The 25,969-nt window shown below is 62.1% G+C and carries 32 protein-coding genes; 25 read left to right on the forward strand and 7 right to left on the reverse strand.

Annotated features, from left to right (window positions below):
- The first annotated feature begins 52 nt into the window (after nucleotides 1-52).
- The 11 genes from rpmJ (at nucleotide 53) to VV088_RS18780 (ending at nucleotide 7,440) form a co-directional block, all read left to right on the forward strand.
- Nucleotides 53-166 carry a 50S ribosomal protein L36 gene (gene rpmJ, locus VV088_RS18730; protein ID WP_008982609.1) on the forward strand — a complete coding sequence of 38 codons (114 nt, stop codon included), beginning with the start codon at nucleotides 53-55 and terminating at the stop codon, nucleotides 164-166.
- Nucleotides 167-183: 17 nt separating this feature from the next.
- Nucleotides 184-549, forward strand: coding sequence for a 30S ribosomal protein S13 (rpsM, locus tag VV088_RS18735; protein WP_251317595.1), 366 nt, complete (start codon nucleotides 184-186; stop codon nucleotides 547-549).
- A gap of 12 nt (nucleotides 550-561) precedes the next feature.
- Complete coding sequence (rpsK, locus tag VV088_RS18740) at nucleotides 562-960, forward strand: 30S ribosomal protein S11 (protein WP_023346489.1); 399 nt, start codon at nucleotides 562-564, stop codon at nucleotides 958-960.
- 23 nt (nucleotides 961-983) lie between these two features.
- The gene (rpsD, locus tag VV088_RS18745) at nucleotides 984-1,586 is read left to right on the forward strand and encodes a 30S ribosomal protein S4 (protein WP_334602184.1); all 603 of its coding nucleotides are present in this window, start codon (nucleotides 984-986) and stop codon (nucleotides 1,584-1,586) included.
- A gap of 123 nt (nucleotides 1,587-1,709) precedes the next feature.
- Entirely contained in the window at nucleotides 1,710-2,660 is a 951-nt protein-coding gene (locus tag VV088_RS18750; protein WP_334602185.1) for a DNA-directed RNA polymerase subunit alpha, read from the forward strand.
- Between the two features lie 102 nt (nucleotides 2,661-2,762).
- On the forward strand, nucleotides 2,763-3,107 hold the full coding sequence (gene rplQ, locus VV088_RS18755) for a 50S ribosomal protein L17 (RefSeq protein ID WP_325229027.1): 345 nt from the start codon (nucleotides 2,763-2,765) through the stop codon (nucleotides 3,105-3,107).
- A 60-nt stretch (nucleotides 3,108-3,167) separates the two neighbouring features.
- The gene (locus tag VV088_RS18760) at nucleotides 3,168-3,311 is read left to right on the forward strand and encodes a hypothetical protein (protein ID WP_334602186.1); all 144 of its coding nucleotides are present in this window, start codon (nucleotides 3,168-3,170) and stop codon (nucleotides 3,309-3,311) included.
- 240 nt (nucleotides 3,312-3,551) lie between these two features.
- On the forward strand, nucleotides 3,552-4,361 hold the full coding sequence (locus VV088_RS18765) for an AAA family ATPase (RefSeq protein WP_325229021.1): 810 nt from the start codon (nucleotides 3,552-3,554) through the stop codon (nucleotides 4,359-4,361).
- Nucleotides 4,362-4,374: 13 nt separating this feature from the next.
- A complete protein-coding gene (locus VV088_RS18770; protein WP_334602187.1) occupies nucleotides 4,375-5,196 on the forward strand; it encodes an amidohydrolase family protein in 822 nt (273 codons plus the stop codon).
- Nucleotides 5,197-5,498: 302 nt separating this feature from the next.
- A complete protein-coding gene (locus VV088_RS18775) occupies nucleotides 5,499-5,708 on the forward strand; it encodes a CopG family transcriptional regulator (protein ID WP_325229016.1) in 210 nt (69 codons plus the stop codon).
- A 136-nt stretch (nucleotides 5,709-5,844) separates the two neighbouring features.
- Nucleotides 5,845-7,440: an ABC-F family ATP-binding cassette domain-containing protein gene (locus VV088_RS18780; protein ID WP_334602188.1), complete on the forward strand. Its 1,596-nt coding sequence runs from the start codon at nucleotides 5,845-5,847 to the stop codon at nucleotides 7,438-7,440.
- A gap of 42 nt (nucleotides 7,441-7,482) precedes the next feature.
- On the opposite strand, the gene VV088_RS18785 is transcribed toward VV088_RS18780, so the two are convergent.
- The gene (locus VV088_RS18785; RefSeq protein WP_334602189.1) at nucleotides 7,483-8,718 is read right to left on the reverse strand and encodes an SH3 domain-containing protein; all 1,236 of its coding nucleotides are present in this window, start codon (nucleotides 8,716-8,718) and stop codon (nucleotides 7,483-7,485) included.
- 210 nt (nucleotides 8,719-8,928) lie between these two features.
- Between VV088_RS18785 and VV088_RS18790 the strand changes: the two genes are divergently transcribed.
- From VV088_RS18790 to VV088_RS18820, 7 genes are all read left to right on the forward strand, one after another.
- Nucleotides 8,929-10,353 (forward strand): AAA family ATPase, encoded by a 1,425-nt coding sequence (locus VV088_RS18790; protein WP_334602190.1) that lies wholly within the window; start codon nucleotides 8,929-8,931, stop codon nucleotides 10,351-10,353.
- A complete protein-coding gene (locus tag VV088_RS18795; RefSeq protein ID WP_334602191.1) occupies nucleotides 10,350-10,946 on the forward strand; it encodes a hypothetical protein in 597 nt (198 codons plus the stop codon). The genes VV088_RS18790 and VV088_RS18795 overlap by 4 nt, the downstream gene beginning before the upstream one ends.
- A complete protein-coding gene (locus VV088_RS18800; RefSeq protein ID WP_334602192.1) occupies nucleotides 10,943-11,866 on the forward strand; it encodes an immunity 26/phosphotriesterase HocA family protein in 924 nt (307 codons plus the stop codon). The genes VV088_RS18795 and VV088_RS18800 overlap by 4 nt, the downstream gene beginning before the upstream one ends.
- A gap of 4 nt (nucleotides 11,867-11,870) precedes the next feature.
- The gene (locus VV088_RS18805; RefSeq protein ID WP_334602193.1) at nucleotides 11,871-12,395 is read left to right on the forward strand and encodes a DUF2716 domain-containing protein; all 525 of its coding nucleotides are present in this window, start codon (nucleotides 11,871-11,873) and stop codon (nucleotides 12,393-12,395) included.
- Nucleotides 12,396-12,412: 17 nt separating this feature from the next.
- Complete coding sequence (locus VV088_RS18810) at nucleotides 12,413-12,748, forward strand: cupin domain-containing protein (RefSeq protein WP_334602194.1); 336 nt, start codon at nucleotides 12,413-12,415, stop codon at nucleotides 12,746-12,748.
- Nucleotides 12,745-14,049, forward strand: coding sequence for a tRNA (N(6)-L-threonylcarbamoyladenosine(37)-C(2))-methylthiotransferase MtaB (gene mtaB / locus VV088_RS18815; RefSeq protein ID WP_334602195.1), 1,305 nt, complete (start codon nucleotides 12,745-12,747; stop codon nucleotides 14,047-14,049). The genes VV088_RS18810 and mtaB overlap by 4 nt, the downstream gene beginning before the upstream one ends.
- A 67-nt stretch (nucleotides 14,050-14,116) precedes the next feature.
- Nucleotides 14,117-14,812, forward strand: coding sequence for a coenzyme F420-0:L-glutamate ligase (locus VV088_RS18820; protein WP_334602197.1), 696 nt, complete (start codon nucleotides 14,117-14,119; stop codon nucleotides 14,810-14,812).
- A gap of 40 nt (nucleotides 14,813-14,852) precedes the next feature.
- Here VV088_RS18820 and VV088_RS18825 read toward each other — a convergent pair whose 3' ends face one another.
- From VV088_RS18825 to VV088_RS18850, 6 genes are all read right to left on the reverse strand, one after another.
- Nucleotides 14,853-15,326, reverse strand: a complete 474-nt coding sequence (locus VV088_RS18825; RefSeq protein ID WP_334602199.1) for an SMI1/KNR4 family protein — start codon at nucleotides 15,324-15,326, stop codon at nucleotides 14,853-14,855.
- Between the two features lie 24 nt (nucleotides 15,327-15,350).
- Nucleotides 15,351-16,199, reverse strand: coding sequence for a M15 family metallopeptidase (locus VV088_RS18830; protein ID WP_334602200.1), 849 nt, complete (start codon nucleotides 16,197-16,199; stop codon nucleotides 15,351-15,353).
- 4 nt (nucleotides 16,200-16,203) lie between these two features.
- Nucleotides 16,204-16,764 (reverse strand): prolyl-tRNA synthetase associated domain-containing protein, encoded by a 561-nt coding sequence (locus tag VV088_RS18835; protein ID WP_334602201.1) that lies wholly within the window; start codon nucleotides 16,762-16,764, stop codon nucleotides 16,204-16,206.
- Nucleotides 16,765-16,775: 11 nt separating this feature from the next.
- A complete protein-coding gene (locus VV088_RS18840) occupies nucleotides 16,776-17,633 on the reverse strand; it encodes an amidohydrolase family protein (protein ID WP_334602202.1) in 858 nt (285 codons plus the stop codon).
- 99 nt (nucleotides 17,634-17,732) lie between these two features.
- Nucleotides 17,733-19,292 (reverse strand): sodium:solute symporter family protein, encoded by a 1,560-nt coding sequence (locus VV088_RS18845; RefSeq protein WP_334602203.1) that lies wholly within the window; start codon nucleotides 19,290-19,292, stop codon nucleotides 17,733-17,735.
- A gap of 146 nt (nucleotides 19,293-19,438) precedes the next feature.
- Nucleotides 19,439-19,588, reverse strand: coding sequence for a hypothetical protein (locus VV088_RS18850; RefSeq protein WP_334602204.1), 150 nt, complete (start codon nucleotides 19,586-19,588; stop codon nucleotides 19,439-19,441).
- Between the two features lie 107 nt (nucleotides 19,589-19,695).
- Between VV088_RS18850 and VV088_RS18855 the strand changes: the two genes are divergently transcribed.
- The 7 genes from VV088_RS18855 (at nucleotide 19,696) to VV088_RS18885 (ending at nucleotide 25,966) form a co-directional block, all read left to right on the forward strand.
- Complete coding sequence (locus tag VV088_RS18855; RefSeq protein WP_334602205.1) at nucleotides 19,696-19,905, forward strand: helix-turn-helix domain-containing protein; 210 nt, start codon at nucleotides 19,696-19,698, stop codon at nucleotides 19,903-19,905.
- A gap of 190 nt (nucleotides 19,906-20,095) precedes the next feature.
- Nucleotides 20,096-20,935 carry a fumarate hydratase gene (locus VV088_RS18860; protein ID WP_334602206.1) on the forward strand — a complete coding sequence of 280 codons (840 nt, stop codon included), beginning with the start codon at nucleotides 20,096-20,098 and terminating at the stop codon, nucleotides 20,933-20,935.
- Between the two features lies 1 nt (nucleotide 20,936).
- A complete protein-coding gene (locus VV088_RS18865) occupies nucleotides 20,937-21,593 on the forward strand; it encodes a hypothetical protein (RefSeq protein WP_334602207.1) in 657 nt (218 codons plus the stop codon).
- A gap of 13 nt (nucleotides 21,594-21,606) precedes the next feature.
- A complete protein-coding gene (locus VV088_RS18870; protein ID WP_334602208.1) occupies nucleotides 21,607-22,173 on the forward strand; it encodes a Fe-S-containing hydro-lyase in 567 nt (188 codons plus the stop codon).
- Nucleotides 22,174-22,189: 16 nt separating this feature from the next.
- On the forward strand, nucleotides 22,190-23,314 hold the full coding sequence (locus tag VV088_RS18875) for a hypothetical protein (RefSeq protein WP_334602209.1): 1,125 nt from the start codon (nucleotides 22,190-22,192) through the stop codon (nucleotides 23,312-23,314).
- Nucleotides 23,311-24,597, forward strand: coding sequence for a hypothetical protein (locus VV088_RS18880; RefSeq protein WP_334602210.1), 1,287 nt, complete (start codon nucleotides 23,311-23,313; stop codon nucleotides 24,595-24,597). Before VV088_RS18875 ends, VV088_RS18880 begins: the two co-directional genes overlap by 4 nt.
- Complete coding sequence (locus tag VV088_RS18885) at nucleotides 24,590-25,966, forward strand: immunity protein Imm33 domain-containing protein (RefSeq protein WP_334602211.1); 1,377 nt, start codon at nucleotides 24,590-24,592, stop codon at nucleotides 25,964-25,966. The genes VV088_RS18880 and VV088_RS18885 overlap by 8 nt, the downstream gene beginning before the upstream one ends.
- Nucleotides 25,967-25,969: the final 3 nt, after the last annotated feature.

Consider the following 25,969-nt stretch of genomic DNA (forward strand, 5'->3'; position numbering starts at 1 on the left):
GGCCTTGCCTCCGATCCACCGGGGCCGTTCAGGCATTCAGGAGGTTTTAACAATGAAAGTCAGACCGTCCGTGAAGCCCATGTGCGAGAAGTGCAAAGTCATCAAGCGCAAGGGCAAAGTCATGGTAATTTGCGAAAACCCCAAGCATAAGCAGAGACAAGGATAATGGAGGTGCTGTAAAAAATGGCTCGTTTAGCCGGTATTGACCTGCCGAGAGAGAAGAGAATCGAGATCGGCCTCACTTATATCTACGGCATTGGGCGCACCAGCGCCAACAAGATCCTGGCCAAGGCTGGGGTAAATCCCGACACCCGCGTAAAGGACCTCACCGAGGAGGACGAGGCCAAGCTGCGCGAGGTGCTCCACGACTACACTGTGGAGGGCGACCTGCGCCGCAACGTGGCGATGGACATCAAGCGGCTGACCGAAATCGGCTGCTACCGGGGCATCCGCCACCGCAAGGGGCTGCCCGTCCGGGGCCAGCGGTCCAAGACCAACGCCCGTACCCGCAAGGGTCCCAAGCGTACCGTCGCCAATAAGAAGAAGTAAGGAGGGATACACATGGCTGCGAACAAAGGTAAGAAAGTGGTGCGCAAGCGCCGCGAACGCAAGAACGTAGAGAGGGGCCAGGTGCATATCCGCTCCTCCTTCAACAACACCATGGTCACCGTCACCGACGCGCAGGGCAACGCCCTGTCCTGGGCCTCCTCCGGCGGCCTGGGCTTCCGTGGTTCCCGGAAATCCACCCCCTACGCCGCTCAGACTGCCGCCGAGACGGCCGCCAAGGCTGCGATGGAGTATGGCCTGAAGACCGTCGAGGTCTATGTAAAGGGCCCCGGTCAGGGCCGTGAGGCTGCCATCCGGGCGCTGCAGGCCGTGGGCCTGGAGGTCACCCTCATCAAGGACGTAACCCCCGTTCCCCACAACGGCTGCCGGCCCCCGAAGCGCCGCCGCGTCTGATCAAGTGAAGGAGGTTTTGACAGATGGCTAGAAATATGCAGCCCATCGCCAAGCGGTGCAAGGCGCTGAACCTGTCCCCCGCCGCCATGGGCTATGCCAAGAAAACGACCAACCGCAACCCCAAGGGCCAGATGCGCAAGAAGCAGTCTGAGTACGCCATGCAGCTGACCGAGAAGCAGAAGGTCAAGTTTGTCTACGGCATCATGGAGAAGCAGTTCCATATGTACTATGAGAAGGCTTCCCGGATGCAGGGCAAGACGGGCGAGAACCTGCTCACCCTCATTGAGCGCCGCCTGGACAACGTGGTGTACCGCCTGGGCTTCGCCATGACCCGGCGTGAGGCCCGCCAGCTCACCACCCACGGCCACTTCACCGTCAACGGCCAGCGGGTGGACATCCCCTCCTACCTGGTCAAGGTGGGCGACGTGATCGAGGTCCGGGAGAAGAGCCGTTCCTCCGTCAAGTTTAAGCGCCTGACCGGCGAGGACGCCCCTGTGGTCAACGTACCCAAGTGGCTGGACCGCACCAAGAATACCCTCCAGGGCACCGTCACTGCCATGCCCACCCGGGATGACATCGACTTCCCCGTGGAAGAGCACCTCATCGTCGAGCTGTATTCTAAGTAATTTCCGGTCCTCCGGCTTCGGCCGGAGCGGCTTGAGCGCACAAACTTAGAGAACCCTCATATATTGGTGAGCTGAATGAAGCGGCGCGCCAGCGCCGCCGAGAAAAGGAGGGTATTCCAGCATATGATAGAAATTGAAAAGCCCCGCATTGATTGCATTGAAAATCCAGGCGACGCCTCCTACGGCAAATACGTGGTGGAGCCGCTGGAGCGGGGTTACGGCACGACCTTGGGGAACTCCCTGCGGCGGATTCTGCTGTCCTCCCTGCCCGGCACTGCGGTGACCAACATCAAGATCTCCGGGGTGCAGCACGAGTTTACCACCATCCCCGGCGTGAAGGAGGATGTGACAGAGATTGTCCTCAATGTGAAGGGCATCATTGCCAAGCTCTACAGCGAGGGCACCAAGACGGTCCATATCGAGGCCGCCGGCGAGTGCAAGGTGACCGCCGGCGACATTAAGGCGGACGCCGATGTGGAGATCCTCAATCCGGATCTGCATATCGCCACCCTGGGTCCGGACGCTGCCCTGTCTATGGAGCTGACTCTGTCCCACGGCCGGGGCTACGTCTCTGCCGACAAGAATAAGCCTGCCCAGGCCATCATTGGGGTCATCCCGGTGGATTCCATCTACACCCCGGTCCGCAAGGTCAACTACACGGTGGAGAATACCCGTGTAGGCGACGCCACGGACTACGACAAGCTGACGCTGGAGGTGTGGACCAACGGCACCATCGACGCCCGGGACGCCGTCTCTCTGGGGGCCCGGATTCTGTGCGACCACTTCACCCTGTTCACCGATCTGTCTGAGACCATGGGCAGCCGCTCCACCGTGGTGGAGAAGGCGGAGGCCCAGCGGGACAAGGTGATGGAGATGACCATCGACGATATGGACCTGTCCGTCCGCTCCTACAACTGCCTGAAGCGGGCCAACATCAACACGGTGGAGGACCTGATCTCCAAGACCGAGGAAGAGATGATGAAGGTCCGGAACCTGGGCCGCAAGTCCTTGGAGGAGGTCATCAACAAGCTGTCCATGATGGGCCTGTCCCTGGCCAGCGAGGAGAACAACTAAAGGGCAGACGTATGTAACGTTCCGCCTGCCCTGCGGCTTTGGCCGTTGAACCTGAACGAATTCAGACGGATCTCGCCACGCGAGGTCAAAGGAGTGTTTACCATGTCTCAGAAGAACCGTAAACTGGGCCGTACCAGCGACCAGCGCCGGGCTATGCTCCGCGCTATGGTCACCTATCTGCTGGAGAACGGCCAGATCAAGACCACTGTCACCCGTGCCAAGGAGGTCGCTCCCGTGGCTGAGAAGATGATCACCCTGGCCAAGACCAACACCCTGGCCTCCTACCGCCAGGCGCTGTCCTATATCACCAAGGAGGACGTGGCCAACAAGCTGTTTAAGGAGCTGGGTCCCAAGTACGCTGAGCGCAGCGGCGGCTATACCCGCATCGTCCGCATCGGTCCCCGCCGCGGCGACGCGGCCGAGATGGCCATCATCCAGCTGGTGTAAGAAACAAAAATCCCGTTCGTCTGGAACGGGATTTTTTATTGGCTGAAGGAGGGCTGTTTTGTGCGGAATCAGCGAATGGATCTGTTTCAGTGTGCTGCCATCTACAGCGTGGTCCCTCTGCACATCAAAACCGGCCTTCTGGACGGACAGACGGTGGCGCTGCCCCGGTTTGCAACTGCTGGGCGCCTGGGCGCATTTTGGTGAGGAGCGCCATACCTCTTCTTTGGGTGGGGCGTGGAGCGCCGTTTGGCCGCGGTACCGGTCATTGCGGTCCCGTCCACCGGGATCGCGGTGCTGATCCGGACTGGACAAGAGCGGCTGCGTGAACATCACTGACACCCGTCTGCGTCCAATGGAGGAAAAGCGCGGTTTTTCTATTCCCTTTTTCAAACGAATCGGCTATAATATCTGCAGACGCTGTGCATCACAGAGGAGGAACTGGAAATGGGTGAGTTTAAAGGAAGCGAACGCTATGTGGCCTCAGAGGAGCTGCTCCGTGCGGCCAACATCGCTATGGTGCTGCAAAAACCCCTGCTGATCAAGGGGGAGCCTGGCACCGGGAAGACCATGCTGGCGGAGGCCATCTCTCAGGGGCTGGGCAAGAAGCTGATCATCTGGAACATCAAGTCCACCACCAAGGCCCAGGACGGCCTGTACGTCTACGACGTGGTCCAGCGCCTGTACGACAGTCAATTCGGCGGCCAGGGGGTGGACGACATTGAGAAGTATGTTAAGCTGGGCAAGTTGGGGGAGGCCTTTACCGATGACGAGCAGGTGATCCTCCTGATCGACGAGATCGATAAAGCGGACCTGGAATTCCCCAATGACCTGCTGTGGGAGCTGGACCGGATGGAGTTCCACATCCCGGAGACCGGCCGGACGGTCCGGGCCAAACACCGACCGGTGGTGATCATCACCTCCAACGCGGAGAAAGAGCTGCCGGATGCGTTCCTGCGCCGGTGCGTGTTCCACTACATCGAATTCCCAGACCGGGAGCTGATGGCGGAGATCGTCCGCGTCCACTATCCCGACATTGACGAGCGTCTGCTCACCCAGGTGCTGGAGGCGTTTTATAAGATCCGGAACCTGCCGCAGATCAAGAAAAAGCCCTCCACCAGCGAGATCATCGACTGGATTCAGGCCCTTCAGCACGGCGGGGTGGATGTGCGCCGCATCGTGAAGGAGGTCCCCTATCTGGGGGTACTGCTGAAGAAAAACGAGGACATCGACGCCCTGCGTCGGCAGTGGCGGTAAAGGAGCGGCCGGCATGAGGATCATTGACGCACATCTGCACCTGTTTCCCGCCGCGCCCGATACGGACGCGATGGCGGAGGCGGTGGGCCACCAGAACTCCACGGAGCATCTGCGGCAGGTCTATGGGAAGCTGGGTATAGTCCATGGGGTGGTGATGGGCAACCACAGCCTGGAACCCTCCTACCACGACTACCCCGCCGGTCTGTTCCACTACTGCATCGGACTGGACAGCGCCCTGATGGGGCGGGGAGAGCGGCCTGTCCCCGATTTGGCGGACCGGGTGGAGGAAAATCTGAAGCGGGAGACATGCTGCGGCGTGAAGCTGTATCCGGGCTATAACCGCCTTTGGCTGTCCGACCCCATCTACGAGCCGGTGTATGAGCTGGCCGCCCGGTATGACAAGCCGGTGGCCGTTCATATGGGCCTCACCGCCTTTCCCCGGGCCCATCTGAAGTATGCCCACCCCCTGACGCTGGACGAGGTGGCGGCGGACCACCGGCGCACCCGGTTTGTCATGTGTCACTTTGGAAACCCCTTCCTGGAGAGCGCCGCGGCGGTGGTGGAGAAAAACCCCAACGTGGCCGCCGACCTGTCCGGCCTGCTGGAGGGCCGGGTGGACGTTGACCGCTATTTTCAGACCCAGGTGGGCTATGCGGGACTGCTTACCACCTGGCTCACCGCAATCGGCCAGTGGGACGACATCCTGTATGGAACCGACTGGCCCATCGTCAACCTGGAGGAGTACATTCGATTTATCCAGCGCCTGGTGCCGGAGGAGCATTGGGAGCAGGTGTTCTTTCAGAACGCCAACCGGATTTATGGTCTGGGGCAGTAAAAAAACGGACCCCCGGAGCGAGTGAAGCTCTGGGGGTCCGGTTGTTTGTTTACAACGGCCGGGAGGAGGCCCGGCCGTCGGCGCAAGGACAAATATGCACAGGCGGTCTTACGACCGAATTCAGTATAGCATACCATTCAGAGGTTGGCAAGAGGAAATGGAAAATTTTTGGACTTTTTCTGACAAAAAGGATGGATTCGGAAGAAAATAGGACAAAAAAATAAACATAGATTCTAACATGGATTTAAACATAGCCGCGGTGCCGCGATTGTTGTAGAATGAAGACGAAACGAGGTGGTTCCGTGGCAAATGACGCATTGATCGTAACAATTAAGCGGCCCAAGGGGGAAGATGGATACCGGACCTTCTCAGTCCGGCTTCGGGAATCCATGGTCAACCAGATGGACCATATTTCCAAGGAGACCGGACGCAGCCGCAATGAGCTGATCGGACTGTTTTTGGAATACGCTCTGGAACATTACACACTGGAGCGGGAGAGCAGCGAGGTTTGATCGCAGGAGGGTCCGTCACTTTCCCCAAAAGAAAACGCGAGAAAAAGACGCCGTTTTGCAAAAAAACGCTGTCTTTTTTTCGTTGTCTATGGTATGATGGTCCACGCACAGTTCAAGCATGAAAGGAGAAGCGACTATGATCACTGTTACCGATCTGAGCCTGAATTACAGCGGCACGCCGCTGTTTTCCCATGTGGACCTGCAGTTCCTTCGGGGGAACTGCTACGGCATCATTGGCGCCAACGGCGCCGGGAAATCCACCTTCCTGCGGATCCTGTCCGGAGACCTGGAGTCCACCTCCGGCGAGGTGAACATACTCCCCAATATCCGCATGTCTGTCCTGAAGCAGGACCAGAACGCCTATGACGCCTACAATGTGATGGACACCGTCATCATGGGCAACCAGCGGCTGTACGACATCGGCAAGGAGAAGGAGGCCCTCTACGCCAAGGAGGAGATGACCGACGAGGACGGTATGCTGGCCTGCCAGCTGGAGGAGGAGTACACCGAGCTGGGGGGCTGGGAGGCGGAGAGCGACGCCAGCCGCATCCTCCAGGGTCTTGGCATCGGCACCGAGCTGCACGGCAGCGACATGGCCACCCTGGACGCCCGTCTGAAGGTGAAGGTCCTGCTGGCCCAGGCGCTGTTCGGCAACCCCGACCTGCTGATGATGGACGAGCCCACCAACAACCTGGACATCGACGCCGTCAACTGGCTGGAGGACTTTCTGCTGGACTTTGAGGGCACCGTGATCGTGGTCTCCCACGACCGGCACTTCCTGAACACGGTATGCACCCACATCGTGGACATCGACTACGGCAAAATCAAGATGTATGTGGGCAACTACGACTTCTGGTATGAGTCCTCTCAGCTGGTGCAGCAGCTGATCAAGAGCCAGAACAAGCGCAACGAGGAGAAGATCAAGGAGCTGCAGGACTTCATCTCCCGCTTCTCCGCCAACAAGTCCAAGAGCAAGCAGGCCACCGCCCGGCGCAAGTTGCTGGATAAGCTCACCGTGGAGGAGATGCCCGCCTCCTCCCGCCGCTACCCCTGGGTGGGCTTCTCCCCCGACCGGGAGGTGGGCAAGGACATCCTCTTCGTCACCGACGTGTCCAAGACCATCGACGGGGTGAAGGTGCTGGACAAGGTGAGCTTCATTGTGGGCCACGACGAGAAAATCGCCTTTGTGGGGGACAACGAGAACGCCCACACCGCCCTGTTCAAAATTCTGGCCGGGGAGCTGGAGCCCGACGAGGGCACTGTCAAGTGGGGCCAGACGGCCACCTTCTCCTACTTCCCCAAGGACAACACCCCCTATTTCCAGGAGAATGACGACGACCTGGTCCAGTGGCTGCGCCAGTTCTCCCCCGACCCCCAGGAGCAGTACCTCCGGGGCTTTCTGGGCCGTATGCTTTTCTCCGGGGACGAGGTCCACAAGCCGGTGAAGGTCCTGTCCGGCGGGGAGAAGGTACGGTGCATGCTGTCCCGGATGATGCTCTCCGGGGCCAACGTCCTGATGCTGGACCAGCCCACCAACCATCTGGACCTGGAGTCCATCGCCGCCCTGAACAAGGGGCTGGAGGCTGTCAAGTGCAACGTACTGATCGCTTCTCACGACCACCAGCTGATCCAGACCGTGTGCAACCGGGTCTTCGACTTCACCGCGGACGGCAAACTCATCGACCGGAAGATGACCTACGATGAGTATCTGGAGAGCCAAAAGGAGCAGTAAAAAAGGACCCGCTTCCATATCGGAAGCGGGTCCTTTCTCTGGTTATCCGATGGAGACGTAGTCCTTGGATACGTATCCGACGTTGTCCCCGGAGTAGTTGATTTTGTAGAAGCCGTTCTCCTCACCCAGGATCGTAATGGTGGCGCCGTTTTGGGCGCTGGCCACCACGCTGTAGCTGGTGCCCGGACCGGAACGGATGTTCAGACCCTTCTCGGCGTTGACAATCCGGCCTCTGGACCCGACGGCTGCCGTTCCGGTGCCGCCGGAGGACCTCGCCTTGCAGGTGACCGAGGTCTCGGTGGTGACGCCGCTGCAGGTGGCGCTGATGGTAACGGTTGCGTCGGCGCTGCCGGTGTTGACATTGGTCACCAAGCCGGTGGCGTCCACGGTGGCCAGGGTGACGTCGCTGCTGGACCAGGATACCTCTCCGATTGCTCCAACCGGGAGCAGGCTCGCCATCAGCTGGAAGGTGCCGCCATTCTCCAGGGTGAAGTCGCTGTTGTTCAGGGTAATGGCCTGCACCGATTGAGGCGCGGTGGAGGAGTGGCTGCCGGAGGTGCTGATCTGACCGCTCTGACTGCTCTGGTTGGTGGAGCTTCCAGCCCCGGAGCTGTTGGCGCCGGGTTTGCCCGAGCCGCCAAAAATAGGCGCGCCCACAAAGCGGATCACAATGAACAGCGCGCTGGCGATGAGGGCCAGGGAGATCACCAGCCCGGCGATCTGGATGGGATTGACAGGCCGTCCATAGCCGCCGCCCCGGGTGTTGGACACACGCCGGCCCGAGACTCCGCCCCGTCCGGGGCGCTCGTCGCAGAAGGGGCACCGCTTATAGGTGGTGGAGTAGTCCTCGCCGCAGTTTTCACAGCGGATCACATCGATGCGCCGGGGAGAGGTCTGCCGTCCGGCGGAGCTGCCCGGGCTGCGGGGGGCGGCGGGGCGGCGCTCGCCATAGGCGGAGCTGCTGCGGGAGGTCTGGGGGCGGTCGCTGTAGCCGCCGGAGCTGCGGGCGGCGGATGAGGGCCGCTGTCCGGAGCTGCTGGGGACCCGGGGGGGCTGGGACCGGGGAGGATAGGCGCTGGAGCCGCCCGAGCTGCGGGAGGTCTGAGGGCGGTCCTCAAAGGCGCTGGACGTGCGGGCAGGCTGGGGGGGGCGCTCACTATAACCGCCGGAGCTGCGGGGAGTCTGGGGACGGTCGCTGTAGCCGCCGGTGGGACGGGGAGCCGCCGGACGAGGCTCGCCGCTGTCGCCGCTGGGCGGGGGTGTTACTCGATCTGCCATGGTTGTTTCCTCCAAGCTAATGTATAAAGACTGATTTGAAGACGAGTTCTATTTTACAGGGAATTTTCCTTCCCGTCAACCAGTATCGGTCGAAATAATAAAAAATTCACGATTTTATGTCAATCGTCCCGGAAGACTCCGGTCCCCACTTGACCCGCCGGCCCCTTTTTACTATAATGGAACCACCAAAACTTAGGAGATGTGTCCGCCATGCCTACCACTATGACCGCCAGTGAGGTCCACAAGCAGTACACCGAGGTGGCCGCCGCCTTCCGCAAGCTGATCCCCGATCCCTCCCTGCGGCTGGCCTTCAGCCGCCAGGTGGACGGCTATATCCGCCAGTACGTCCTGGGGGTGTGGCAGGCGGACAACGCCAGCTCCATCACCCCCCGGCACGTGGAGTTCTACAACGCCATCTGGACCCCCGGCAACCCAGTGCCCTCCGCCCTGTACTGGGAGGTGGCCTCCGGGGTGGCCAACTTCGATCTGTTCCAGCCCCCGGCCTTTTTTGAGGACCTGCGCCGGTACGACCGGATGAAGGGCACCTCCCTGGCCCGGCGGTTCGCCGACCAACTGACCCTCCTCCTGCTCCTCTTCGCGGCGGTGGACGGGGTGGTCAGCGAGAGCGAGGCGGGCTTTGTCAACGCCTGCAGCGATCTTCTGCTGGAGCTGTGCAACAAGGACGGCCTGCGCTCCGACCGGCCTGCGATCCGGGTGGACGAGTTCGTGGCGCCCAAGCCCGGCCAACCCGCCGCCCCCGCCGTCAAAGCGGAGACGGCCCCGGCCAAGCAGGAGGAGCCTCCCGCGCAGGAGCCCGAGCCCACATTGGACGAGCTGCTGGCCCAGCTGGACGCCCTGTGCGGCCTGGAGCGGGTGAAGAAGGATGTGAAAAGCCTCATCAATCTGGTAAAGGTGCGCCGTCTGCGGGAGGAGGCGGGCCTGCCGGTGCCGCCCATGTCCCTGCATCTGGTGTTCATGGGCAACCCTGGCACCGGCAAGACCACCGTGGCCCGTCTGCTGGCGAACATCTACCACGCCGTGGGAGTGCTGTCCAAGGGCCAGCTGGTGGAGGTGGACCGGTCCGGCCTGGTGGCCGGCTTTGTGGGTCAGACCGCCCTGAAGGCCCAGGAGGCGGTCCAGAAAGCCGTTGGCGGGGTGCTGTTCATCGACGAAGCCTACGCCCTGGTCAATGCCGACAGCCCCAACGACTTCGGCCACGAGGCCATTGAGGTCATCCTCAAGAACATGGAGGACCACCGGAAGGACCTGATCGTCATTGTGGCGGGGTACACCGACCGGATGGAGCAGTTCATCCACTCCAATCCCGGTTTGGAGTCCCGGTTTAACAAATACTTCTTCTTTGAGGACTACGACGGCAAACAGCTGATGGAAATTTTCCGGTCCATGTGCCAAAAGAACGGCTACACGCTCTCGGAGGAGGGGGAGAAGTTCCTGGAAAAGGACCTCCAGGAGCTGTACGAGGAGAGGGACGAAAACTTCGGCAACGCCCGGGACGTGCGCAACCGCTTTGAGCAGGCGGTAGCCCGGCAGGCCGACCGGGTGTCCCAGCTGGAGGAACCCACCAAGGAGCAGCTCATGGAGCTGCTGCCCGGAGATTTGGAGGAACCGGTATGATCTATCCCTATGATGAAGCAGCATTCCAGAAGCACCTGGCCATTATGCGCCACGAAAAATATGAGCAGTTTGAAAAGTACCGTGTGCGGATCAAATTGAAGTGGGACGGCCCATATTCCGGGCGCTCCAAAGCGATTTTGTGTGCGATTGGCTTCCAGGAGGGCCGGGAGGAGCTGCTGAAAAACACCCTGGGCTTTGTCACCGGACACATCCGGACCCTCTATGAGACCTCGCTGGAGGCCATGCTTCCGGTGTTCGGCCCCGCCGGGGTGGGGAGCGAAACCGAACACGGTGTGGTGAAAACATTGGCGGACCTCCACAAGGCCAGGTCGGAGCAGGATTTCATCCGTACGATTCAAATCAATCTGAACGATGTAAAGGACGATATCGCGGTGTTTTCCTTTATTTCCCAGCTGGAATATGAGTATGAAGCTCCGGAGGACGGCTGTGAGTTCGTCTTCGACCACGATCGGCTGCTCTTCTGGGGGGACGGCAATACGGGGGACCACATTTTTGACTACGCCGACAAATTTTGGAACGGCAGCCGCTGCGAGTTCACCGGGCCGTTGCCTGCCGGGGAGGAACCCACATGATAATGCTGTGGGGCTGGGAGAAAAAGCCGCGGACCATGCTGCGGTACATCAAATTCGGGGATATTTTCTGCTTCCGGTACGACCACCGCACCTACCGCTTCGGGCGGGTTATGGCCAAGGTGATCTTCCATATCGTGGAGATTTTTGATTATACCTCCGAGCAGCCGGTGATAACCGAGGAGGATATCCTCCGCGCGGGCCGTCTCCTGGTGACCCCGCTGGACACCTACAGCCTGTTCGACCGGAAAAGCGAGGGGGAGTGGCGGATCATCGGCCATCAGGAGGACTACACCCTGCCGGAGGACGCCAGGGACATCTGGTTCTCCTGGGGAGACATCGACTGCGGCAGAAAGTCCAACGTCTTTGACCAGACAGAGCCCATCAGCAAAGCGGAGTGGCGCGCCCTGCCGCCCCTCTCCCCCGGCGGAGATTACAGAGTAAAGTGTGCCGTGGCGAAGCGGCTGATCGAGGCGGTGGACTGGTCCCAATATGAGACCGCCTACGGCAATGCCGCCCAGGATATCCCCCATTTCCAGTGCGGGCAGACCCCCAGCGTCCCCCGCTCCCTGGGGGAGCTGTTCTCCGGAGACTGGAACAGGTCCATGCAGGCCGCCAGCGACCTGTGGGCCGGTCTGTGCCACCAGCACGCCTATGTGTCCTCCGCCGCCCTGCCTGCCTGCGACGTTCTGATGCTCGACTTGCAGGAGCTGGACGACGAACTGAAGGTGGAGCTGCTGGACATTTTCCTGGGCTTTGCCGCCTGCACCGGGAGAAGCGCGGAGACGGATTGGGAGAAGCAGCTGCGGGAGAAGCTGACCAACCACCTGCCGGTGTTTGCCGGGCTTGTCTCCTCAGAACATGAGGATATTTCCTACTTTTCCCAGCGCATTGTGGAAGAATTGACCGGGAAGGAGAGGTAAGCAAATGGATACCTTCTATTCCATCTTGGGGGATGAGGAGTGCCGCCAGATTTGGGACCGGATCAACACAGAGCTGCAATTCCAGCCCAGCATCCGGGTCAGCCAGGCGCCCTTCCGGCTCCCTGAACCCTGGGTGGTCCACGATTTGATCTATTTCCCTGTGGACCAGCGGTATGAGGACTTCAGCGCCGCCGTGGTCCAGGCCCTGGCGGACTGCCTGGGGGAGGACGACTGGATTTACGCTCTGGATTGGCACCACAGCTGTTTCCGCTATGATCCCCGGCGGCCTATTTCAAAGCATGTCCAGTGGGTGGAGGACGCCCGATACAACGGCGGGGGCTACAACGCCTATTTTCCCGACTTCTACCCCGATGGCGATTACTACTTTTTTGTCCAGCGGGACCTGAACTGGGGTTACCTGGGCCACCCCTGGCGGCGGGAGCTCTGGCTGTTCGGCGCACCCCTGATCGAAGCTCTGTCCTCCAGGCTGGAGGCGCTGGGCTTTCCCACAAAAGACATACAAGCTTAAATGAGGAGGAAAACAATATGTTGATCAACTTTGACCAGATCCCGGAGACCGTCATCCCCAACATGCGGGGAGGTGAGGGACAGGTGGCGTCCCACATGCATGTGGACGAGCACAACAAGATCATGAAGGGCCTGCTGGCCCCCGGCTGCACCATCGGCCTGCACACCCACGACACCAGCAGCGAGATCATCTGCATCCTGTCCGGTACGGGCAAGGTGCTGTGCGACGGGGCGTACGAGCCCCTGTCCGCCGGGTCGGTCCACTACTGTCCCAAGGGCCACGAGCACAGCCTCATCAACGACAGCGACTCTGACCTGACCTTTTTCGCTGTGGTCCCGGAGCACGGCGCATGACTGTCGCCTTTTATACCCTGGGCTGCAAGGTCAACCAGTACGAGACCCAGGCCCTGGAGCAGCTGTTCACCGGGCGGGGGCACACCCTGGTCCCCTTCGAGGGGGAGGCGGACGTCTACATCATCAACACCTGCACCGTCACGGCGGTGAGCGATAAAAAATCCCGGCAGGCCGTCCGGCAGGCCAGGAAGCGGTCACCAGAGGCTCTGGTGGCTGTGTGCGGCTGTTACCCCCAGACCCACCGGTCGGACATGGCGGACCTGCCCGTGGACCTGGTGGCGGGCACCGGAGACCGTCTCGGCTTTGCGGAGCTGGTGGAGCGGACCTGGGCGGAGCGCCGGCCGGTTACCGCCCTGGACGACGCCATGAAGCGCCGTGTCTTCGAGGCCCTCCCCGCCGGGGGGCTGGAGGGCCGCACCCGCGCCATGCTCAAGGTGGAGGACGGCTGCGTCAACTTCTGCACCTACTGCATTATCCCGTACGCCCGGGGCCCGGTCCGCTCGCTGCCCCTGGCGAGCGCGGCGGCGGAGGCGGAACGCCTGGCGGCGGAGGGCTATAAGGAGCTGGTCCTTACCGGCATCGAAATATCCTCCTGGGGCCGGGACCTGGAGGGAAGGCCGGAGCTCATCGACCTGATCGAGGCGGTGTGCGCCGCCGCCCCGGACTGCCGTATCCGCCTGGGCTCCCTGGAGCCCCGGACCATCACCGAGGAATTCTGCCGGCGGGCGGCGGAGCTTCCCAACCTGTGTCCCCACTTCCACCTGTCCCTCCAGTCGGGCTGTGACGCCACTCTGAAGCGGATGAACCGGAAGTATGACGCCGGCCGGTTTATGGAGAGCGTGGGCCTGATCTGGAACTATTTTCAGAATCCTGTTCCCGCCATCACCGCTGACATGATCGTGGGCTTCCCCGGAGAGACCGATGAGGAGTTTTATGAGTCGCTGGACTTTGCCGAGCGGTGCGCCTTTGCCTCCATGCACATCTTCCCCTACTCCAAGCGCCCCGGAACCCCGGCGGCCTCCATGCCTGGCCAAGTGCCGAAGGCCGTTAAGGAGGAGCGGGCCCGGGTGGCTGCGGAGGCGGCCGCAAGGATGGAGCACAGCTATCTGGAGCAGTGGGACAGGGTGACCGTCCTCTTTGAGGAGGAGCGGGACGGCCTGTGGTGGGGCCACACCCGTCAGTACTGCAGGGTGGGGGTCCGCAGCGAAGAAAACCTCCACAACCAGCTGCGGAAGGTCCAGGTCACCGCCGTGAAGGAGAACTCTCTGTTGGGCGAATTGTTAAATTTGGAAAATGAGTAGCCTTTGGGGAAGAATGGTGGTATAATAACCCAGGAAATTTTTGAACCAATGAGAGGAGTCCTGCTCCATGGAACAGTACAACGCTAATCCCGGAAAACAGCTGATCCGTACCGTGGACGGCGTGGATTATCTGCGCATCCCCGTAAAAACCCACCTGATCACCAAGGACGACGACATGGTGAACGTCATCAACCAGTACCCCAAGGACAAGCTGCAGGCGGGAGATATTTTGTTCATCTCCGAAAAGGCGGTGGCCTGTACCCAGAGCCGGGCCATCCCCATGGAGGACATCAAGCCCCGGAAGCTGGCCGTCACCCTGAGCCGCTACGTCACCAAGACCCCTGCCGGCATTGGCCTGGGCATCCCGGAGACCATGGAGATGGCCCTCCAGGAGTGCGGCACCCTGCGGATCCTGTTCGCCGCCTTCTGCTCGGTGATCGGTAAAATCCTGGGCAAGAAGGGCTGGTTCTACCACGTGGCCGGTCCCAAGGCCCGGGGCATCGACGGCCCCACCGAGGGCACCATCCCGCCCTATGACCACTACGTGGTCCTCACCCCCGCCGACCCCATGGGGACGGCCAAGCGCCTGGCACAGGCGCTTGGATATCCCGTCGCCATTGTGGACATCAACGATCTGGGGGCCAACATCCTGGGCTTCTCCGAAAAGCAGCCCACCATGGACTGGCTGGCTCGGGCGCTTGGGGACAACCCCCTGGGCCAGGGGGAGGAGTGCACCCCCATGGGCATCCTGCGCAAGGCGTAAGAAACAGCACCGGCTTTCCAGAAAAGCCGGTGCTGTTGTGTCAGATCTGAATGGTCCCGTCCATGAGGCGCTCCAAAAATTCTGCAAAGGAAGGGGCGGCCGTTTCGCACGCTTCAAATTCCGGCCCGCAGCCGTATACCACCGAGCCGTCCGTCATGGAGATGGCGTAGTAGGCGTAGCCGTTCCGCACCGACAGGACAATGGGCAGATGTTGGTCCCAAAAGGCGCTGATCTGGCCGGTCCACTCCCGGTCGCCCTCCGCGTTTTCCAGGCTGAGCTGTTCCCACTCGTTCCAGCGCCAGGCGTGGTCCAGGCGTGTGTCGTAGTCCTCCGCGCATAGAAACCAGACCGTCTCATCGGGGGTGAACAGCTCCCGGACCTCGCCAATGAATTGGAGCCACAGCTCCGGAAGGCTGTGATACCGGTCCGTAATCCATTCCGGGAGCGGAGGGGCTGGTCCGGTCTCCACCTGACAGCCCTGGGTCCGCATGTGATCCAAAAAACGCCGAAGCATTTGTGCGCCTCCTTTCCCGGACGGTCATGGCAGCAGTGCCACCGGGAAGTTAAAATATGTGTCCGGATATGGTTCGTTCCTTAAGGTAAAATGCCACCACTCGGTGTTGATCCCCTTGAAGCCGTGAGCGAGCATGGCCTCCCGCAGGAGCGCGCGGTTTGCGATCTGCTCATCGGTCAGTCCGTCGGTGTAATTGGGGTGGGAGCGTGTTCCAAAATAGTCGAAGACGCCGCCCATGTCCACCTCTTTGCCTGTCTTCATGTCGAACAGGGTCAGATCCACAGTGGAACCCCGGCTGTGGCCGGACTTGGAGGAGATGTAGCCCTGGGAGAACAGCGCGGACTTGTCCAGTGAGGGGTAGAAATACTCCTTCATGCGGGCGTCCTCCAGGTCCGCAGCCCACCGCTGAAAGTGGTCCACTGCCAGCTGGGGGCGGTAGGCGTCGTAGACCTTGAGCCGGTAGCCCTGCTCCGCCAGCTCGGCGCTCACCTCCCGCAGGGCGGAGGCGGCCTCCTGGGTGAGGAGGGCCACAGGAGCCTCATAGCCGTCGATCCGTTCCCCCACAAAGTTGTAGGTGGAGTAGTAGCGAAGCTCCAGGATGGCGTCGGGGACGGCCTGGGAAAGCTCTACAAAGCCGGAAGGGTCCAGCTCGGGCGGGAGCTCTTCCGGTTCGGAGGAGCCGCCCTCCTCCGGGAGGGGCCGCTTGGCCTCTCCCTGCCGGTAACCCTCCTGATACCCCGCCGTGTAACCGCTGGAATAGACCTCCTGCTCCCACTCCGGGTCCGGCGCGCTGTGCTCCGGCGGCTGAGCCGTCCCGCAGGCGGAGAGGAGGGCAAAACACAGCGCCAGCGCTGCAAGCTTCCCTCTGTCCATGGGGTCAGACCTCCTCTTTCCGGGGGTCGGGCAGGTCGATATAGATGGGGGAGTGGCCGGTGGACTCCACGAACTGGAGAAGGTCCTCCCGCTTCAGGCGGAGGGTGGAGGTCGAGATGCCGGGGTGGCCGCTGATGTACTCGTCGGTCAACAGGTCCCGGTCGATGACCAGCTGAACGTGATGTCCGGTGTCAAACAGCAGCTCCAGAGCGGAGACGGAGCCGGGAATGGTTTGGAGGTAGTCCCGCATATGGCCGTCATCGGCGAAGGACAGCCGGGAGCAGCCCAGCTGGGCGGAGAGAAACTTGGTCTTGAAGGGCTTGTCCCCCGGCATCATCAGCAGATAAAACTCAGTCTGCTGCCGGTTGCAGAGAAACAGGTTTTTGCAGATCTGGGAGCCCAGCACCTTCTCCACCTCGTGGCAGATCTCAATGGTGTCGGCGTGGTCGTGGTCCACCCGGACGTAGGGGATGGACAGCTCCTCCAGCCGGTCATAGATGGCGAACTCCTGAGGGATGCGGCCGCCGGTGGGGCGGGTGGTGTATTTGGTCTGGTCGATGTACATACGATCGCTCCTTAATGGCTTCGTTGAAATCCGAACAGCCTTTGGGCGCAGCCGCCCAGAATGCCGTCCTTCTCCTCCCGGGTGAGGGGCAGCTCCTCAATGAGAGCAATGCCCTCGGTCTGGTCCCGCCAGGGGCTGTCGGTGCCGAAGAGGACCCGGCCGGGGAATTTGCGCACCATGCGGACAAACTGCTCCACCTCCATCAGGGGCAGGTCGGAGGGGCCGTAGTAGCCGTCTCCCAGGGGGGCGATGCGGCCCAGGGCGAAGGCGGTGTCCAGATAGACGCCGGTGTCCGGCAGCAGCTCCTCCACCCGGTCCCACTCCCGCCAGCCCCCCATGTGGGCCAGGATCAGAGTCACCGGCCCCACCTGACGCAGGGCGCTTCGGGTCATTTCGGGCGTGCAGTGGTCCCGGTCGGGGAAGCCGATGTCCCGCCCCGCGTGGGTGAGGACGGCCAGCCCCAGCTCGCCGCAGCGGTCCAGGATGCGCAGGTAGCGGAGGTCGTCAAAGTCGATGCCCTGATAGATGGGGTGGAGCTTGACCCCCTTCATCCCCAGGTCTGCGATCCGGGCCAGCTCGGCCTTCCAGTCCGAAAAATCGGGGTGCATGCAGCCGAAGGACCACAGGCCGGTTTCCGGGCCGGTGTCGTTAAGGCGGGCGGAGGCGTCGTTGACATGGACCACCTGCCGGGCGTTGGTGGCCACGGGGAGGACCAGACAGCCCTCCACCCCGGCGGCGGCCATGGAGGCAGTCAGCCCTGCCTCGGTGCCGTCGGAAAAGGCCGCGGTGTGGCACATGGATTGGAGCTTTTCAATGGTGGCCCTGGCAATTTTGTCGGGGAAGGTATGCGTGTGGATGTCGAAAATCATGGGGACAGGATTCCTTTCTGGAAAAGTTGGCAGAACCTGCGATAGACCTAAGCATACCACAGGTTCTGCCAATTTAAAAGAGGAAAAGGGGATTTTTTGTCAGGAGGGGTCGCCCAGGGTCTGGCTCTTGCGGACGGTGACCCTCTCGTCGTAGCAGGAGAAGGCGTCGTCCACCAGCCTCTTCTCGGGCTTGGCGGTGACGAGGGAGACCACCGGCACGATGATCAGCCCGGCGATCATGCAGAACGCGCCGCAGTTAATGGGGGAGACCAGCAGGGTGGGGAAGTGGACCTTCAGAGGGGAGATATCCGCCAGCATGACCGCTGTGGAGAAGATGAAGCTGACCCAGCAGGCGGTTTTGGTGGCGCCCTTCCAGTACAGACCGTAGAGGAAGGGGGCCAGGAAGGCGCCCGCCAGTGCGCCCCAGGACACGCCCATCAGCTGGGCGATGAAGGTGACGGTGGATTTGTACTGGATGATGGCCAGCACCACCGAGATGGCGATAAACACCACGATGAGGCACCGCATGATGGACACCTGCTGTTTCTCGTCCATCTTCTTGATGACGTGGCCCTTCAGCAGGTCCAGGGTGAGGGTGGAGCTGGAGGTGAGCACCAGGGAGCTGAGGGTGGACATGGATGCGGACAGCACCAGGATCACCACCACGGCCAGCAGGATCTCCGGCAGGCCGGAGAGCATGGTGGGCACGACGGAGTCGTAGCCATTGGCGGCGATGTCGATCTTGTCGGAGAACAGCCGGCCAAAGCCGCCCAGGAAGTAGCAGCCGCCCGCCACCACCAGCGCGAAGACGGTGGAGACCACCGTGCCGGTGTTAATGGATTTTTCGCTCTTGATGGCGTAGAATTTCTGGACCATCTGGGGCAGGCCCCAGGTGCCCAGGGAGGTGAGGATCACCACGCCCAGCAGGTTCACCGGGTCGGGGCCGAAGAAGGAGGCGAAGATACCGGGCGCGCCCGCCACCGGACCGGCGGTCTCCTCAGCGGGGATCTTGGCCAGCCCCTCCAGAGCGGCCAGGAAGCCGCCCTGGCTGTGGAGCACCGCGAAGATGACGGCGCAAATGCCGAAGAGCATGATGATGCCCTGGATAAAGTCGTTGATGGCGGTGGCCATATAGCCGCCGGCGATGACGTAGACGCCGGTCAGGATCGCCATGACAACGACGCACACGGAGTAGTCGATGTCAAAGGCCATGCCGAACAGCCGGGACAGACCGTTGTACAGGCTGGCGGTGTAGGGGATCAGGAAGATGAAGATGATCACCGAGGCGGTGATCTTCAAAGAGGTGGAGCCGAACCGCTTGCCAAAAAACTCAGGCATGGTGGCGGAGTCCAGATGCTGGGTCATAATGCGGGTGCGCCGGCCCAGCACCACCCAGGCCAGCAAAGACCCCAAAACCGCGTTGCCGATGCCCGCCCAGGTGGCGGCAATGCCGTACTTCCAGCCAAATTGACCGGCGTAGCCCACGAAGACCACGGCGGAGAAATAAGACGTGCCGTAGGCAAAGGCGGTGAGCCAGGGCCCCACGGAGCGTCCGCCCAGCACGAAGCCGTTGACGTCAGTGGCATTTTTCCGGCAGTACAGGCCAATGCCCACCATAACCCCGAAAAATACCAGCAGCAGAATCATTTTGATTGCCATAGGAAACAGTCCTCTCCTTTGTGCCTGCTTTGATACTTTGTACCGTTGAAGTGTAACGCAAAGAATTGTTAAAGTCAAGAGGTATTTTTTATTTTGTGAATATTTTTTGCAGAAGGGACAGGGCGCGCCAACCGGCGCGCCCTGTTCTACGGTTCCCCTATTATATGCTCCTCCGCTTTGATCTGGGCGTCCTGCAGCAGACGGGTGGCGGCAGGTACGTCCAAGCGCTCCAGCGCCTCCAGCGCGTCCGTGATCGCGTTGAAGAGAAGATGGTACGGTTTTTGATAGTCGGTCATAATATTCACCTCCATTACATATACCTATTTAAGAATATACCTAAAGGCGTTGCTTGTCAATTACCATATAGCTTTTGTATGATATATACCAAAGAGAGGGTATAGTGATGAAGGTTGTACGGTTTTGTCTAGCCGACTATTTAGACACCAACGGCATCAGCCGATATAGTCTTGCAAAGCGTACTGGTATTCAATATCACGTTATTGACAGTTACTACAAAAACAAGGTCTACCGTCTGGACGGCTACAATCTGGGCCGGATTATCCAGTCGCTGGACTGCCGGCTCACCGATATTCTTACCGTTGTGGAAGAGTAAAATATGTCCGCATCCGCCGGGGGGACCTGCTGTGGAAGCTGCTGCTGACGGCGGCGGAGGTCCCACGGGGAAAAAGCGTGCTGCAGATTTTATGTCTGCGGCACGCTCTTTTTTCGTGGTTACTCATTGAAAGGCTGCTTTTCATATGGTAAAATGAAGCAGAAATGCATACAGAGAGGAAGTTTTTTCCATGCGAACCATTTCTGCCGCTCTGATCCGCGATGCCGTGGCCCGGCTGTGCCTCCAGGCCAACACCCGCCTGCCCGCCGACGTGGCCGCCGCCCTGGACCGCTTCCGTCAGGCCGAGCCCTGGCCCTTGGCGGAGGAGACCCTCTCCCTGCTTCAGGACAACCTGGTCCAGGCCGGAGAACAGAGCCTGCCCATCTGTCAGGATACCGGCATGGCCTGCGTCTTTGTGGAACTGGGCCAGGAGGTCCACATCGAGGGGGAGTTTGAAGCGGCCATCCACGAGGGGGTCCGCTGGGGCTACGGCGAGGGCTTTTTGCGGAAATCCATCGTGGCCGACCCCCTGCGCCGGGTCAACACAGAGGATAACACCCCTGCTTCGATTACAGTGCGTATTGTTCCTGGAGACCGGTGTACCGTCACGGTGGTCCCCAAGGGCTTCGGCTCGGAGAACATGAGCCGCCTTGCCATGCTCAAGCCCGCCGACGGGGTGGAGGGCGTGAAGCGGTTCGTGGTGGAGACGGTCCGGCTGGCTGGGCCCAACCCCTGCCCGCCCACCGTGCTGGGCATCGGGATCGGCGGCTCCTTCGACAAGGTGGCCGCCCTGGCCAAGCACGCCCTGCTCCGCCCGCTGGACGAGCCCAACCCCGATCCCTTCTACAAGGCCCTGGAGGATGAGCTGCTGGAGGCGGTCAACGCCCTGGGCATCGGTCCCCAGGGCTTCGGCGGAAGGACCACCTGCCTGGGGCTGGCCATCGAGACCGCCCCCACCCACGTGGCCGGACTGCCCGTGGCGGTGAACGTGAGCTGTCACGTCACCAGAAGAGCGAAAGAGGTGCTGTAAGATGGCGGGGTATATGGTCTGCTGGCCCCAGGACCGGTGGAAGGAGATCCAAAGGGCGGAGGATACCGGCCCGATCAAGGTGGTCTATGGCAGCATTCATTCCCGGATGCCCACCATCGCCTCCATCCAGGTGGGGGACGTGGTCTTTCCCGTCACCCAGATGAACAAGCATCTGTATGTGCTGGCCCGCCTGCCGGTGACCCACAGGGAGCAAGCCTTCGACTACTGCATGCGGGAGCTGGGGACCCAGCACAGCGCGCTGATTCCGGAAGGCGTCGCCCTGGAACGTCGGTACGCGTTTGGCGCCAAGGCCCCATTTTATTGGACTTGGGACTGCAGACATTTTGACCGCCTGGAGGATGTGCCGGAAGGAATTCAGGTCATTCCTCTGTCGGGGCAGGTGGAAAAGCCCCATCTGGAGCACCAAAATCCCTTCAACTGCTGTTCCCAGTGGGCGGTGTGGGGGGAGGAGGGCAGCTCGATCGAGCTCCGCCAGCTCCCCGACGAGGTCGTGCCCCAGCTGCGCTTCGGCCATCCGAAAAGCAAGGAAAAGCCGCTGAAATTTGCCGCAAACGGCAGCGTGCTGTCCAGCAGTCTGACTGCCACCCGGCGGATGAGCGAGGAGACCTTTGCGGTGTTTGAACAGCTATTCCAATAATGGAGGCGTTTTTATGCAATACAAACTGACCACCCCCGTCACCCGGGAGGATCTGGCGCCTTTAAAGGCGGGGGACACGGTGCTGCTGTCCGGAACGGTGTACACCGCCCGTGACGCCGCCCACAAGCGGATGATGGAGCGGCTGGACGCCGGGGAGGCTCTGCCTTTCCCGGTGGAGGGCTCGGCGCTGTACTATGTGGGCCCCACCCCGGAGCGGCCCGGCGAGGTGATCGGCTCCGCCGGTCCCACCACCAGCGGGCGGATGGACGCCTACTCCCCACGGCTGCTGGACCTGGGCCAGGCCGTCATGATCGGCAAGGGCGCCCGGAATCAGGCCGTCAAAGAGGCGGTGGTGCGCAATGGGGCCGTCTACCTGGCCGCCCTGGGGGGCGCGGGGGCGCTGATGGCCGCCTGCGTCCGGGAGCTGGAGGTCATCTGCTGGGAGGACCTGGGCTGCGAGGCGGTCCGCCGCCTGGCGGTGGAGGAGATGCCCCTTACCGTCATTTTGGACGCCCACGGAGGCGATCTGTACGAGAGCGGCCCCGCAGCCTATCTGGCCAGCTTGAACGAGAAAGGATAGAAAGGAGTGTTCCTCCATGGATGAGGAGCGCGTAAGAGAATTATCCCTGCCCCTGGACCAGAAGCCCTTCCGGGTGCGGACGGAGGAGGGCTGGGCCTCCTTTCTGGCTGGCGAGCATGAGCTGCGGACCCTGATGGACCGGGAGTCCGTCAGCGAACAGCTGGTGGAGCGGTGCTCGGAGCTGCTGGCTCCCGCCTTCTCCGCCCCTGCCTTTGAGCTGGGCCGCAATGGGGAGAAGTATGAGCTGATTCTGGTCCCCGAGGGGGACCGGACCCGGCTGTTTCAGCTGGCCTATTTCCAGCGGCGGGCCCCGAAGGAACTGCTGGACCGGTGGAACATCCTGGTGGGCCGCACCCGCTCCCGGAGCTTCGGCCTGCGGATGTTCGGGCAGGAGGTCACCCTGAAGGACGTCCAGGTGTGGGCGGAGAAGCAGGAGGCCAACGGCCTGGGCCTGCAGCTGTACTGCGGCAAGCTGAGAGGCCAGCCCGGGGAGGAGCGGAGCTATATCCTGTACACCCTGCTGGACCAGGCGCTGGGGGAGCTGGCCGCCATGCGGTATGTGAACCAGTGCGCCATTCTGGACGCCCCCGCCCCAGGGGACAGCATCCCTCTGGACCAGCTGGCCGGTTATGTGGCGGCGGAGATCGATCCCGAGGGCTGGTCCCGCTGCGATGACCCGGAGGTCGCCTGCCAGCGGTACACCGCCTATGAGGGCCGGCCCAGCCAGGAGGAGGACTGGGCCCTGCGTCGGGACGTCTATGTGGGGGTGAGCTGCTGCGTCCCTCTGCTCAGCGGCTACCTTCAGGGGGACGATTACTATATGGACCGCCTGCACCAGGACGGGATTGTCCCCGGTTTTTTCTACTACCCCCTGGACGGCGTGCCGCAGAAGGAGATTCTGGACCTGCGGGACCAGCTGGAGGGGGCGATCCTGGGCCGGACGGGAGAGGGGGTAGTCACCTTCACCGGCGGAGCTACCGGGACTGCCTTCGGCTATCTGGACTTCATCGCCTGGGACCTGGAGCCTCTGCTGGACGCCGCTGTGGAGGTCTTTGCCGGGGCTCCGGTGGCCTGGGCCAGCTTCCACACCCTCCGGTTTGACGCCTGGGGCATCGGGTTGAAGCAGGAGGCGGAAGCATGAGCATCGGACTGCAGTTTACCGGCAGGATCGACCATCCGGAGGAGCTGTTGGAGGCGGCGGCGGCCCTGGCCAAGACGCAGGGCTGCCGTCTGACGGTGGGGAAGGGCGGCCTGAAGATCGTCCTGTGTCCACTGGGGGGTGAGCTGGACCTCCGCTGGCGGCCTGGGGAGGACCAGTCCTGGCAGGTGTGGGGGGGCTGTGTGTCCACCCCCGCCGGAGCGGGACTGCACCGGGCGGCGGTGGAGCTGCTGGACCGCCTGCCTATCCGCGCCCTGACGGTGGAGGACGAGACCGGTTTCTTTCAGCACCGGGACTTTTTGCGCATAAAAGAGGAGCACTTCTACCCCTGGCTCCACACCCTGGTGGACGTGTGCCGTCAGGAGAGCGGCAAGGGGGTATCCGGCATGCAGCTGTGCTGGGACCTGGAGCAGTACGCCCCTGAGAACATCCCCGATACGGTGGTCACCCCCATGGGCCGCTTCCGCCTGTCGGAGCTGGTGGATCTGGTGGAGGAGGGGGGAATTGAGGCTCTGGCCGGGCGTTTTTTTCTGTGGAACGGCCGCACCCAGGACGCCAGATTTTTCCGCAACCGGGCCATCAACGCCCTGTGGGAGCGGTGCTGGTTTGCCCCCTCCGCCCGCAGCCAGGAGGATGCCGCCATCAACAGCTCGATCCTGGACGACCTGGAGTGGGCTGCTAAGCTGGACCCCGCCCTCCCCCTGCCCCGGAGGGCCTACGCCGAGGTCTGTGCCCTGGCGGAGCGGGAACCCGCCCTGCCCGAGGGGCCGGAGCTGCGGGAGGAGTTTTCACCCGGCTACCGCAAGGGCCGCGTCACCCACGCGGTGGGCGTCCTGCGGCTCACCCTGCCCGGCTCCTGCCTCTACCACTGGGAGTCCTGGGAAAATGACGGCGGCGCACACCTGTGGAGCGACGGCTCGGATGAGGGCCCCGTGTGGCGGGTGAGCGCCTACCGCGCACGGGAGGGCGACGCCCAGTTTACCGACAACCTGAACACGCTCCACGGGTTGGAGGCCCGAAAGCTGAGCGGCGGCGCCCTGCGCTGGGGCTGGCGGGAGATCCGCGAGGAGGGGAAGCTCCTCTACCAGGCGGTGTGTGAGGTCATCTCTGGTCCGTCCCTCTTTCTCCTCACCGCCGCCTGCAGCGGTCCGGAAGACCTGGGGCAGGTGGCGCAGACCATCGCGCAGCTGTCTGTAGTCCACAACGCGGCCCGGATGGAGACGGTCCAGGCCAAAAAAGAATCAGGAGGTCAGAGCCATGGATGATCTGTTATCCCTGCTGGACCAGTGGAACCAGGAGGAGGCGTACCAAAGCATTATCGACACGTTAGAGGAGCGGAGCCGGACCCAGCCCCTGGACTACGCCCTCACCTGCCAGCTGGCCAGGGCCTACAACAACGTTGCCGATCTGGACCAGCCGGAGTTCCGGAGCCAGCTGGAGCGGGCGGAGGAGCTGCTGCGCTCGGTGGCGGAGGAGGGGGCGGACGACCCCCTGTGGCACTACCGCCTGGGCTACTCCCTGTTCTACCAGGACCGGGAGAAGGAGGCTCTGGCCTGCTTCGAACGGACGCTGGAGCTGGACCCGGAGGACCAGGACACGGAACAGTTCATCCAAATGTGCGAACAATACATCTCCGCCAAAACCTACCGCCCGGAGATGTATGAGCAGGAGGACTGGGACGCGGTGGAGGCCCACCTGGAGAAATACTTTGGCCCCTGCGGCAATGTGTTCCACGAGATCATCTCCCCGGACATCCACGTGGACATCTACATCATGAATCCCACCCCGGAGCGGAATTACTACGTTCTGTCCACCTTCGGCATGGGGGCCCACCGGATGAACGTACCCGAGGAGCTGGCCGGAATGAAGCTGGAGCGGGCGGAAATTATGGTCACCCTTCCTCCGGACTGGCAGGTGGAGAACGGCGATGAGCGCTGGTACTGGCCGCTCCGGTGGCTGAAGATCCTGGCCCGCCTGCCCATTCAGGAGGACGGCTGGCTGGGCTGGGGCCATACCATCGCCAACCCGGAGGACGCCCCCTTTGCGGACAACACCCGTCTGTGCGGCCTGATCCTCACCGAGCCCCAGGGCTTTGATAAGGAGGCGGTGTGCTGTCCCCTCCCCGGCGGGGATGAGGTGAATTTTTACCAGATGATCCCCCTCCACTTTGAGGAGATGCAGTTCAAGATGGCCCACGACGCCCAGTCCCTGCTGGCCCGGTTCACGCCGGAGCAGCTGACAGTGGTGGACCTCCAGCGGCCCAGCGTCTGCCCCGACAGGCCGGAAAAGGCCTTCGCCATCCCCCGGGAGGAGCTGAAGGAGCTCTATCAGGGGGACGGTCCCCAGGGCTGTATTGCCACCGACCGGATCGTGGTGGAGGGCAGCCCTGTGGGCTACTGCTGGCGGGAGGAGCCCGGCGACGGAGACGCGGCCTGGGACAGCGGCTGGCGCTTCGCCGCCGGGGACGAGGGCAGCGGCTGTATGGACGATCCGGACCGTTCCGGCGTCTATGCCCTGAACACCATCTGCAACTACGATCCGGACATCATCCCGCTGCTGGATTCCGAACCCGGCACCGCCTGGAGCCGGGGGGAGGACGGGGTATTCCGGCCGGAACTGTACGAGGACGAGTAAGCC

It is taken from the genome of Lawsonibacter sp. JLR.KK007, from assembly GCF_036941135.1.
In the GTDB taxonomy this organism is placed as follows: Bacteria; Bacillota; Clostridia; order Oscillospirales; family Oscillospiraceae; genus Lawsonibacter.

Excerpts from the sequence above, each read along its gene's own strand:
- VV088_RS18870 (WP_334602208.1), top strand. The coding sequence starts at position 21,607 with ATGCAATACAAACTGACCACCCCCGTCACCCGGGAGGATCTGGCGCCT.
- rpsK (WP_023346489.1), top strand. The coding sequence starts at position 562 with ATGGCTGCGAACAAAGGTAAGAAAGTGGTGCGCAAGCGCCGCGAACGC.
- rpsM (WP_251317595.1), top strand. The coding sequence starts at position 184 with ATGGCTCGTTTAGCCGGTATTGACCTGCCGAGAGAGAAGAGAATCGAG.
- VV088_RS18875 (WP_334602209.1), top strand. The coding sequence starts at position 22,190 with ATGGATGAGGAGCGCGTAAGAGAATTATCCCTGCCCCTGGACCAGAAG.
- VV088_RS18855 (WP_334602205.1), top strand. The coding sequence starts at position 19,696 with ATGAAGGTTGTACGGTTTTGTCTAGCCGACTATTTAGACACCAACGGC.
- VV088_RS18790 (WP_334602190.1), top strand. The coding sequence starts at position 8,929 with ATGCCTACCACTATGACCGCCAGTGAGGTCCACAAGCAGTACACCGAG.
- VV088_RS18750 (WP_334602185.1), top strand. The coding sequence starts at position 1,710 with ATGATAGAAATTGAAAAGCCCCGCATTGATTGCATTGAAAATCCAGGC.
- VV088_RS18880 (WP_334602210.1), top strand. The coding sequence starts at position 23,311 with ATGAGCATCGGACTGCAGTTTACCGGCAGGATCGACCATCCGGAGGAG.
- VV088_RS18865 (WP_334602207.1), top strand. The coding sequence starts at position 20,937 with ATGGCGGGGTATATGGTCTGCTGGCCCCAGGACCGGTGGAAGGAGATC.
- VV088_RS18765 (WP_325229021.1), top strand. The coding sequence starts at position 3,552 with ATGGGTGAGTTTAAAGGAAGCGAACGCTATGTGGCCTCAGAGGAGCTG.
- VV088_RS18835 (WP_334602201.1), bottom strand. The coding sequence starts at position 16,764 with ATGTACATCGACCAGACCAAATACACCACCCGCCCCACCGGCGGCCGC.
- VV088_RS18785 (WP_334602189.1), bottom strand. The coding sequence starts at position 8,718 with ATGGCAGATCGAGTAACACCCCCGCCCAGCGGCGACAGCGGCGAGCCT.
- VV088_RS18810 (WP_334602194.1), top strand. The coding sequence starts at position 12,413 with ATGTTGATCAACTTTGACCAGATCCCGGAGACCGTCATCCCCAACATG.
- VV088_RS18800 (WP_334602192.1), top strand. The coding sequence starts at position 10,943 with ATGATAATGCTGTGGGGCTGGGAGAAAAAGCCGCGGACCATGCTGCGG.
- VV088_RS18845 (WP_334602203.1), bottom strand. The coding sequence starts at position 19,292 with ATGGCAATCAAAATGATTCTGCTGCTGGTATTTTTCGGGGTTATGGTG.
- rpmJ (WP_008982609.1), top strand. The coding sequence starts at position 53 with ATGAAAGTCAGACCGTCCGTGAAGCCCATGTGCGAGAAGTGCAAAGTC.
- VV088_RS18840 (WP_334602202.1), bottom strand. The coding sequence starts at position 17,633 with ATGATTTTCGACATCCACACGCATACCTTCCCCGACAAAATTGCCAGG.
- mtaB (WP_334602195.1), top strand. The coding sequence starts at position 12,745 with ATGACTGTCGCCTTTTATACCCTGGGCTGCAAGGTCAACCAGTACGAG.
- VV088_RS18825 (WP_334602199.1), bottom strand. The coding sequence starts at position 15,326 with ATGCTTCGGCGTTTTTTGGATCACATGCGGACCCAGGGCTGTCAGGTG.
- VV088_RS18850 (WP_334602204.1), bottom strand. The coding sequence starts at position 19,588 with ATGACCGACTATCAAAAACCGTACCATCTTCTCTTCAACGCGATCACG.
- VV088_RS18860 (WP_334602206.1), top strand. The coding sequence starts at position 20,096 with ATGCGAACCATTTCTGCCGCTCTGATCCGCGATGCCGTGGCCCGGCTG.
- VV088_RS18805 (WP_334602193.1), top strand. The coding sequence starts at position 11,871 with ATGGATACCTTCTATTCCATCTTGGGGGATGAGGAGTGCCGCCAGATT.
- VV088_RS18795 (WP_334602191.1), top strand. The coding sequence starts at position 10,350 with ATGATCTATCCCTATGATGAAGCAGCATTCCAGAAGCACCTGGCCATT.
- VV088_RS18780 (WP_334602188.1), top strand. The coding sequence starts at position 5,845 with ATGATCACTGTTACCGATCTGAGCCTGAATTACAGCGGCACGCCGCTG.
- VV088_RS18830 (WP_334602200.1), bottom strand. The coding sequence starts at position 16,199 with ATGGACAGAGGGAAGCTTGCAGCGCTGGCGCTGTGTTTTGCCCTCCTC.
- VV088_RS18770 (WP_334602187.1), top strand. The coding sequence starts at position 4,375 with ATGAGGATCATTGACGCACATCTGCACCTGTTTCCCGCCGCGCCCGAT.
- rpsD (WP_334602184.1), top strand. The coding sequence starts at position 984 with ATGGCTAGAAATATGCAGCCCATCGCCAAGCGGTGCAAGGCGCTGAAC.
- rplQ (WP_325229027.1), top strand. The coding sequence starts at position 2,763 with ATGTCTCAGAAGAACCGTAAACTGGGCCGTACCAGCGACCAGCGCCGG.
- VV088_RS18885 (WP_334602211.1), top strand. The coding sequence starts at position 24,590 with ATGGATGATCTGTTATCCCTGCTGGACCAGTGGAACCAGGAGGAGGCG.
- VV088_RS18820 (WP_334602197.1), top strand. The coding sequence starts at position 14,117 with ATGGAACAGTACAACGCTAATCCCGGAAAACAGCTGATCCGTACCGTG.